Source organism: Halomonas sp. AOP43-A1-21 (assembly GCF_052376775.1).
GTDB lineage: Bacteria > Pseudomonadota > Gammaproteobacteria > Pseudomonadales > Halomonadaceae > Vreelandella > Vreelandella colorata.
On the sequence record NZ_JBQSWC010000010.1, the window covers coordinates 123906 to 131917 of the forward strand.

Annotated in this window: 11 protein-coding genes; 3 read left to right on the plus strand and 8 right to left on the minus strand. The window is 53.4% G+C overall.

Features of this window, described 5'->3' with window-relative positions:
- Nucleotides 1–5: 5 nt before the first annotated feature.
- Entirely contained in the window at nucleotides 6–1190 is a 1185-nt protein-coding gene (locus ACT3R7_RS07965) for an efflux RND transporter periplasmic adaptor subunit (protein WP_193091320.1), read from the minus strand.
- A 473-nt stretch (nucleotides 1191–1663) separates the two neighbouring features.
- Here ACT3R7_RS07965 and ACT3R7_RS07970 point away from each other — a divergent pair, with 473 nt between their 5' ends.
- On the plus strand, nucleotides 1664–2623 hold the full coding sequence (locus tag ACT3R7_RS07970) for an AraC family transcriptional regulator (protein WP_193091319.1): 960 nt from the start codon (nucleotides 1664–1666) through the stop codon (nucleotides 2621–2623).
- Between the two features lie 96 nt (nucleotides 2624–2719).
- Here the strand turns inward: ACT3R7_RS07970 and ACT3R7_RS07975 are convergent, their stop codons facing one another.
- The 4 genes from ACT3R7_RS07975 to ACT3R7_RS07990 form a co-directional block, all read right to left on the minus strand.
- Nucleotides 2720–3754, minus strand: a complete 1035-nt coding sequence (locus ACT3R7_RS07975) for an alpha/beta fold hydrolase (protein WP_193091318.1) — start codon at nucleotides 3752–3754, stop codon at nucleotides 2720–2722.
- A 126-nt stretch (nucleotides 3755–3880) separates the two neighbouring features.
- The gene (locus ACT3R7_RS07980) at nucleotides 3881–4144 is read right to left on the minus strand and encodes a Txe/YoeB family addiction module toxin (RefSeq protein WP_192538365.1); all 264 of its coding nucleotides are present in this window, start codon (nucleotides 4142–4144) and stop codon (nucleotides 3881–3883) included.
- The gene (locus ACT3R7_RS07985) at nucleotides 4137–4391 is read right to left on the minus strand and encodes a type II toxin-antitoxin system Phd/YefM family antitoxin (protein ID WP_192538367.1); all 255 of its coding nucleotides are present in this window, start codon (nucleotides 4389–4391) and stop codon (nucleotides 4137–4139) included. The genes ACT3R7_RS07980 and ACT3R7_RS07985 overlap by 8 nt, the downstream gene beginning before the upstream one ends.
- A 183-nt stretch (nucleotides 4392–4574) precedes the next feature.
- Nucleotides 4575–4850: a TehB family protein gene (locus ACT3R7_RS07990; protein WP_018918780.1), complete on the minus strand. Its 276-nt coding sequence runs from the start codon at nucleotides 4848–4850 to the stop codon at nucleotides 4575–4577.
- Between the two features lie 234 nt (nucleotides 4851–5084).
- Here ACT3R7_RS07990 and ACT3R7_RS07995 point away from each other — a divergent pair, with 234 nt between their 5' ends.
- Together ACT3R7_RS07995 and ACT3R7_RS08000 are read left to right on the plus strand one after the other, a co-directional pair.
- Nucleotides 5085–5573: a TspO/MBR family protein gene (locus tag ACT3R7_RS07995; protein ID WP_192538369.1), complete on the plus strand. Its 489-nt coding sequence runs from the start codon at nucleotides 5085–5087 to the stop codon at nucleotides 5571–5573.
- A 110-nt stretch (nucleotides 5574–5683) separates the two neighbouring features.
- Nucleotides 5684–6451: an SDR family oxidoreductase gene (locus tag ACT3R7_RS08000; protein WP_192538371.1), complete on the plus strand. Its 768-nt coding sequence runs from the start codon at nucleotides 5684–5686 to the stop codon at nucleotides 6449–6451.
- Between the two features lie 161 nt (nucleotides 6452–6612).
- Here ACT3R7_RS08000 and ACT3R7_RS08005 read toward each other — a convergent pair whose 3' ends face one another.
- The 3 genes from ACT3R7_RS08005 to ACT3R7_RS08015 all read right to left on the minus strand — a co-directional run.
- Entirely contained in the window at nucleotides 6613–7047 is a 435-nt protein-coding gene (locus ACT3R7_RS08005) for a GNAT family N-acetyltransferase (RefSeq protein WP_192538373.1), read from the minus strand.
- Nucleotides 7048–7138: 91 nt separating this feature from the next.
- Nucleotides 7139–7507: a DUF3703 domain-containing protein gene (locus ACT3R7_RS08010; protein ID WP_192538375.1), complete on the minus strand. Its 369-nt coding sequence runs from the start codon at nucleotides 7505–7507 to the stop codon at nucleotides 7139–7141.
- 203 nt (nucleotides 7508–7710) lie between these two features.
- The coding region (locus ACT3R7_RS08015; RefSeq protein WP_444280594.1) for a transposase at nucleotides 7711–8012 on the minus strand (302 nt) is incomplete at its 5' end.

Below are 8012 nucleotides of genomic sequence, written 5' to 3' on the forward strand. Positions count from 1 at the left end.
GCGGTTTATTCTTCCCTGGCAGCAATGGAGGGTTGGGCATCAACCGCTGGCGCAGTCGCTACGCTTTGCGGGCTCACTTCCATGCCGGGGAAGAACACTTTTTGTACACCGTTGACGATCACCCGGTCACCGGCGTTAAGCCCTTCGGTAATAACCGTTTGTTGCCCCACCTGGCGCCCAGTGGTTACCTGGCGCCGCTCTGCCAGGTTGTTTTCATCGAGGACATAGACGTAGCGGCGATCCTGATTGGTCAATACCGCCTTGCGGTCCACCAGTAACGCTTGCTCTAAACGTGCGACCGGCATGTCGACCCGTGCGAATTCCCCGGGGCGGATGCGGCCATCCGGGTTGGCTAACACCGCCCGGAATTGCAGGGTGCCCGTATTGGGGTTTAAGTGGTTATCGATAAAGTCCAGGGTTCCCTTGTACTGCCGCTGAGGGTCGCCGCCCAGCTCAATGCTCAGGCTGTTCGGCGCGTCACCGACCAGCAGTGCCTGGCTGGCAAACGCGGCCTGTTCGTCAGCCTCAAAATAGACGTGGACTGGATCAATGCTCACCAGCGTGGTCAATAAGCTCTGATCGGCATTGGCCAGGTTGCCGCGGGTCACCATTGCCCGACCGGCGCGACCACTGACCGGTGCCGTAATGCGAGTGTATTCAAGGTCAAGCTCGGCGATATCTAACGCCGCTTGCGCGGCATCCACCATGGCCCGATTATTATTCAGGGCCGCCTGACGCTGGTCATGAACCTCCTGAGAAATGGCTTGGCGCCCCACTAACACCCGAGCCCGTTCGGCCTCGCTTCCCGCCTGGGCCAGTTGGCTCCTGGCCTGAGCAAGATCCGCCTGGGCGGCGCCAACACGCGCCAGATAAGGGCGTTGATCAATCAGAAATAGCAGATCCCCTTGGGCTACCAACTCGCCCTCTTCAAAAGCAACTTCCTGAATATAGCCGCTCACCCGCGCCCTTAACTCGACCGTTTCAGCGGCCTCTACGCGCCCGGTGAACGACTCACTTAACACCACTGGTTGAGCCACGACTTCTGCCACATCAACTTCCGGTGGCGGTGGTGCAGGCGCTGACACTTCTTCGCTCTTAGCCTCGCATCCTGACAGCAAGGCCGTTAGCAGCAGAGGCAGGATCACCGCCCGGCCGCCTGCAAGACGGGTTCTTTGTAAAAGGCTTCCCATGATTACTTGCTCCAATGGCCACCGGCTTCCGATAGCTAGATTGTTCATTACGTTTTTAATTACGTGCTTGTGTACGTTCTTGAATAGGCCCGTAAACAGATTCGCACCGCGCTGGCTTTTAACGCGTCGGTTAAGCTGCGAAAGAGCGACAGACGAGGGTGGTGGCATGAAGAGGCTGAACAGACAGGCATGCCCATCAAACGTCACTCACGATAGGCGAGACGAGCGAATGTCAGGTAGCGCGTTCCTGCGGCATGATTGCCTGATTCTGTCGTGAGGCGTGAGTCGCTAAACAAGGTTGGAAGATCGTGAAAGCAGTGTGTTTTCGCCTCTATGCATTGTGTCTGTTTAATGACACACGGCAAGGGTTGCCGATTTCAACGCGGTGATTGCCTAATTCTGCAAAACCCAACGAAAAGCCTTCGGTTCCTGAAGCGTAGGCATATACTGCAATCTGTTAAGGAGGAAAGCCATTGACCGTTATCGTGCCTGAGCAAATCACCCATTTCAGCGACAGCCTGCCACAGCAATTGAGCCACGTCGTGCGGCGCTGGTCCCCCCTGGAAGCACTGCAGGATACGGCAATTGCCGAGGTCCAACTGATACGCGCTGACGCCCCTACCAGTTTTCACTGTGCCGTTTATGAACCGTGCCTATGCTTTGTGGTTCAGGGCAGTAAGACCGTGCTATTGGGAGACAAGGAGTTCGTCTACAGCGGCCCAAGCTATATGGCGAGCGCCATTGATCTTCCTGTGGTAGGTAGAATTGACCATGCCACGCCAGAGCAGCCCTATCTGGCGGTTAAGGTCTCGGTGGATCCTCAGGAAGTCGCCGGTTTGATACTCGAACTGGGCGACAAGGCACTGCCCACGGGGAGCGATGTCATCTGCTCCAAATTGGACTGCGGCTTAACGTCGGCTCCCATGGATGCCCGGATGCAGGGCGCGCTCTATCGATTATTAAGTCTGCTCGACACACCGGAAGATATAAAGGTGCTCTCCCCCCTGGCTCGTCGAGAGTTAATCTATCGAGCCCTGATGGGCGACCTGGGGTCTCATATGCGCCGGTTTACCGCCTCGGATTCTCAGGCGAATCGGATTGCGCGGGTCATCTATGCGCTTAAAGAGCACTTTACCCAGCCCCTGAAGATCAGCGAACTGGCAGCGGCTGCCAATATGAGCGAGTCGACGCTTTACCACAGCTTTAGGCAAGTCACCCGAATGTCACCCCTGCAGTATCAGAAAAAGCTTCGCCTGCACGAAGCCCGGCGACTCATGCTGGCCGAGGGGCTGGAAGCGGCCACCGCCAGTTACCGGGTGGGATATGAAAGCCCTTCCCACTTTAGCCGCGAATATAGCCGCATGTTTGGCGCCCCCCCACGTGCCGACGTTAGCCAGCTAAGAGGCATCGCGGCAGCCTCAGCGAGCGCTTGATTAAGGCTGACAGGCGCAAGGCGCTTAAAGCTCCCCGCGCCTACCCATTACAGGACACTCAGACGATGACGCTGTTTTCAAACATGCATCTCAGCGTTAAAGCCTTTCCAGACCTTTAAGCAGCTCTTCGTGGAAACGCTCGGGTTCCTGAATTTGCGGCGAATGGCCAAGCTCTGGAAATTCGACCAGCGTTGCCTGCGGAATGGCGTTAGCGGCCTGTTCACCCAGCACATCGTACCGGCCCAGGGTTTCCTGAACATCTTCCGGCGCTTGCGCCTTGCCGATGGCGGTGTTGTCCTTCTCGCCAATCAGTAACAGCGTAGGCATCTGCAATTGATCAAATTCATGAACCACCGGCTGAGTAAAGACCATGTCTGACGTCAGCGCCTGATTCCAGGCGACCAGTTCTCCGTCTTCGCCAGCGTACATACCTGCCAGCATTTCTACCCAACGGTCGTACTCAGGCTCCCAGGTATCCACGTAGTAGGTACTTTCCTGATAGGCGCGGATGCCCTCAGCGGTTTTTTCAAGCTCGGATTGATACCCTTCATCAATGCTCTGGTAAGGCACGCCAAGGGCTTTCCAGTCCTCAAGCCCAATCGGGTTAACCATTACCAGCTGCTCGGTCTGCTCCGGGTACATCAGTGCAAAACGTGTGGCCAGCATACCGCCCATGGAATGGCCCATCACGGTCACGTCATCTACATCCAGATCCTCCAGCAGTGCCTGGGTATTGGCCGCTAGTTGGTGGAAGCTAAACTGATAATGCTCAGGCTTGGTCGATTTACAGAACCCCACCTGATCCGGCGCGATGACGCGGTAGCCCGCATCAGTCAGCGCTTCAATCGTGTCTTCCCAGGTACCCGCGCAGAAATTCTTGCCGTGCATCAGCACCACCGTGCGGCCGTTGGCGCTGCCCTCTTCCGGCTGAACATCCAGGTAGGCCATCTGCATGTCCTGGCCTTGAGAACTGAAATCGAACCGCTCGACCGGGTAGGCGTATTCAAAACCGGACAGTTCACCGTCGTATTGAGGTGCGTCTTCAGCCGAGGCGCTGCCGATGTAGCCAGCCGCGAGTGCGGCGCCCATACAGTTCACCAGTAACGTACGTGCAAAAACCGGACGTACCATTGTGTCGCTCCTCTCTTCCATGGATTTAGTGACATGGAAGAGTATGGCAGCATTTGTCAGACATGCCGCCTTTAAGCTTTTTCGTCTGCTGAAGTATCTTGTGCGCTGAAAGCGGTAATGATGGTGTTAGTAGTGATAGCGACACGAAATTATCGTAATAGCTTGGTCGTCCACGGCGTAAACCAAGCGGTTGGTATCATCAATACGGCGGGACCAGAAGCCAGCCAGGTTTTCCTTTAATGGCTCTGGCTTACCGATGCCCTCAAAGGGCGAACGTTTTATATCGTTGATCAGTTTATTAATTCGCTTTAGCGTCTTTTTGTCTTGTGTTTGCCAGTACAGATAGTCGATCCACGACTCATCGGTCCATGACAGCAGGCGATTACTCATCAACCAACTCTCTTTGGGTTGTTTTTCCTGCTTTGAACTGCGCAATGGAACGATTTAGATGCTCAGCGTTGGCTGGTGAACGTAACAGGTGCACCGTTTCCATCAGGCTGTTGTAGTAATCCAATGACATGACCACCGCATCCTCAGCATCACGCCGGGTAATAACAGTGGTGTCTGCATCGTTAACGACACTATCCAACACGGCTTTTAAACCATTTCTGGCTTCTGTAAAGGATACGATTCGCATGGAACCTCCACATGTACATTTTAAGGTACAAGTATGCGCTCGAATGCTCAACCTGTACAGTCTATGGGACATAGTTTTTTTGACGATTTGGCTTTTCTATCCCGACTTCAGGATTAAACCTGTAAAATCCGTAACGCTTATGGCGAACGATATTCAAGCGGCCGGTTCTCATCAGCTTGCAAATTAGCGATAAAATTCAACAAAAAATCTTACCGGACCCAATGGCTTGATATGATGTTTTATCGTTGGCTCTACAACACCATACCGCTCTGGGCTTAGCTCGATGATATCCAGTGCAGGCTCTTTAATCGTGTACTCCAGCAAGCCTTCAAGCACCACAATCTTGCCCCATACACCGTCTTTGGTAGTGTGGTCCTTCAACAATCCCGTGGGAACGCTCTCTTCGGTAAATTCTGGCGTTCTTTTATAGGGAGAAACATTTACGGGTAAATCTTTCATGTTATCGGCTCCTTGTAGCTAATTAGATATTCAGAACGCTCAGAATCGAGAAAGAGAAGATTGATGCTTGATGGGAAATTGCCACCAAGTACCGCGCCTGCCTCACCGTGAACCTGAGTTAAGCCGGAACGCTCGAAGTGTTTAGCCGCAAGCTTTCACAACCGCCGTCGTGGCCGATCCCATTGCCTTACACTAAGCTTGAAACGATTTTTATACTTTACAGCAGAGGCTCACGTGCGTGCACTTTCCCGTAAGAAGCAGATTCTGGGCCTGATTGGCTGGCTGGTATTGGCCTATATCGCCGCCGGCATAGGCGCCGTGGCTTCCATCAACGCCGCGTCTTTCTACGAATCACTCCAACAGCCCGCTTGGGCGCCGCCCGCTTGGTTATTCGGGCCGATGTGGACAACACTTTACGGCCTGATGGGCATTGCCGCCTGGCTTGCCTGGCGCGAACCCGGCGCCCGGCCCGCGCTTGTGGTATTCATAATACAGTTGGCGCTTAACGCCCTTTGGACCTGGCTCTTCTTCGCCTGGCAGCTGGGCGCTATCGCCTTTATCGGCGTGGTCGCGCTCTGGGTGTTGATTTTAATTACGCTGGTGATGTTTTGGCGGCTCAAGCCGTTGGCAGGTGTGCTGCTAATGCCTTATCTCGCCTGGGTCAGCCTAGCCTGTGCGCTTACCTGGAGTGTGTGGCAGCTTAATCCGCAGGTGTTGGGGTGATGAACGGCCAAACATGGCATTGGACGGAATAACTATTAAAGAACAGGCAGCCATGGCTTCCTGACGTACTCTACTTATCATCCCAATTATAAATAGAGGGATTACCACGCATGAGACTCAAGCAACGTACGGCACTCATTACCGGCGGGGCCAGCGGCATCGGTCTGGCAACGGCTGAGCGTTTTCTTTCCGAAGGCGCGAGCGTGGCACTACTAGACCGGGATAACCATGCGCTGGCTAGGGAATGTGCTCGGCTTGAGCGCGAAATTGGCCGCCCTGTGGTGGGCGTGGAAGCCGATGTAGCTGACACGACAGCGATAAATCGCGCGGTCGCGGCAGTCACCGATGCCTTGGGACGAATCGATATTGTGATCAATGCCGCTGGCGTCAACGTTTTCTCAGACCCGCTTGAAACCGATGAAGCCACTTGGCGGCGCTGCCTGTCGATCAATCTGGAAGGCGCATGGCGGGTCATACAGGCTGCGCTACCCGGCATGTTGGCCCGCGAGTACGGCCATATCGTCAACATCGCCTCCGTCCACGGGCACAAAATTATCCCCGGCGCCTTCCCGTACCCGGTCGCCAAGCACGGCCTGATCGGTTTGACCCGCTCACTGGGAATCGAATATGCGGCGCATGGTATCCGCGTCAACTCTATCTCACCCGGCCTGATTCGCACGCCGCCCGCTCAGGCTTGGCTGGCCGACCTGAGCGAAGCCGAACGCCAACACCAGATAGACTTGCTGCCGTGCCGTCGCATCGGTGAGGCCGATGAGGTCGCCAACACGGCGCTTTTTCTAGCCAGCGATGAAGCGCGTTTTATCAATGCCACCGATATTCTGATCGATGGCGGTCGCAGCCAGGTCTACCACTCGTGACGCAATTGCTAACTGGTAACCTTCGGCGACGAAGAAATTACTACATAGGCAGGCACAATTACTGATCGAAATTCGGTAATTAGTTACCGAGTTCGATTTAGCGGAATTATCTACTTACAACCGCTTCGGATTTTCGGGGCGATTACACTGATAACGCCGCATTACGGGCGCACTATTTGGTGCCGCATTTCAATTAACTGATGTTCGCCCACAACTTCTACTTCTTTGATGAACTCAAATCCAAACCTTTCGTAGTAACTTCTAAGGTAACTGTGAGCGTGGATTTCAATAAAATTGACACCTATATTTTGCGCATATTGAATTATTGCTTGGACAACTTTCGAAGCGACTCCCATTCCTCGGTATACCTCACTGACCGCTACCCTGGCCATAATAGAAGAACCGTCTTCTTTCACTGTTAGGCGAGCCGTAGCCATTGGTTCACCGTTTTCAGTTACTAACGCATGGAATGACTCCTCATCTAATCCATCAAGGTCTAACTCTGCTGGGATCTGTTGTTCACGTGTAAACACCTGATAACGGATACCTTGAGCCAGCTTGATCAACTCAGAATCATTACCGATAGTTACTTCCATTGTTATTTCCCTCCAAGTAAATAACGCAGAGCGCATCGGTGCCTTTTACAGAGCGGAACGACGTAAAAGGTATCCGTGAGATGCGTATGCCTTATACACCAGACTTGGCCTTTTGAATCAAAGTAGCCAACTCAGGCGCAATTGGTATTTTCTTGAATGGGCTGACATTTGCGCCCCCTGTATTGCCTTGAGGTACTAACCCAAATACGGTTTTAGTCGCAGCCCCAACAATTCTGAAAACCTGACCCAACATTTCTCGGACTGAGTGATTACGAGTTGCCCACATCAGCATCAATACATGCACCTTAACATGCCAATAAGTTGATTCCTGCCCAAGCACATGCGCCCGTTCTAGATGAGCAAACTCTTGCTGGATATCACCGACTGACCTCGCCAGCTTTGCATTCGCCAGCTCTGCTTCGACGTAAGATGCTATTCGCTGTGAAAAAGTACGTTGCATGAAGACCTCCTAGGGATATAACGAGGCTGTAGAAAAACCCGATTTCGAGCTATCTCCACCGCCTGTTGTTCTTATTCATTTACCCAGCCGGTCATCTGGCTGAGTAAGCTTAATATCGGCATTTAGCCGCTTGAGCGCCCAGCTTAAGCCAGTTGAAGATGTTCTTTTGAGCTCACAAAGCAACATACCCCGCTCCAAGCCCTTCATGACGCGGCCAAGTGCCCATAATTCGCCAACTTCTCAATATTGTGCACCAGACAGTAGAGCTGCCACTGGCCCTGTACTTTCTTCTTGCCCCGCAGGCTAAAGCGGTTCAGCCCCTTCGTTGTGCCAATATTTCCGAACACCGGTTCTACGACTGACATTCGATGGCTGTAAATCTCTTTGCCCTTCGGGCTATCAACTCGATGCTTCATCCAGTCCGTGTAATTGGATAAGCGTTTGTTCTCAATAATAAAAGACACTTGTCGCCCTGCGCCGTTACGATGGTCGGCAGAGCTTGGGG

Coding starts and splice junctions, on each gene's coding strand:
- ACT3R7_RS07985 (WP_192538367.1), bottom strand. CDS start 4,391: ATGCGAATCGTATCCTTTACAGAAGCCAGAAATGGTTTAAAAGCCGTG.
- ACT3R7_RS08000 (WP_192538371.1), top strand. CDS start 5,684: ATGAGACTCAAGCAACGTACGGCACTCATTACCGGCGGGGCCAGCGGC.
- ACT3R7_RS08010 (WP_192538375.1), bottom strand. CDS start 7,507: ATGCAACGTACTTTTTCACAGCGAATAGCATCTTACGTCGAAGCAGAG.
- ACT3R7_RS07965 (WP_193091320.1), bottom strand. CDS start 1,190: ATGGGAAGCCTTTTACAAAGAACCCGTCTTGCAGGCGGCCGGGCGGTG.
- ACT3R7_RS07990 (WP_018918780.1), bottom strand. CDS start 4,850: ATGAAAGATTTACCCGTAAATGTTTCTCCCTATAAAAGAACGCCAGAA.
- ACT3R7_RS07980 (WP_192538365.1), bottom strand. CDS start 4,144: ATGAGTAATCGCCTGCTGTCATGGACCGATGAGTCGTGGATCGACTAT.
- ACT3R7_RS07975 (WP_193091318.1), bottom strand. CDS start 3,754: ATGGTACGTCCGGTTTTTGCACGTACGTTACTGGTGAACTGTATGGGC.
- ACT3R7_RS08005 (WP_192538373.1), bottom strand. CDS start 7,047: ATGGAAGTAACTATCGGTAATGATTCTGAGTTGATCAAGCTGGCTCAA.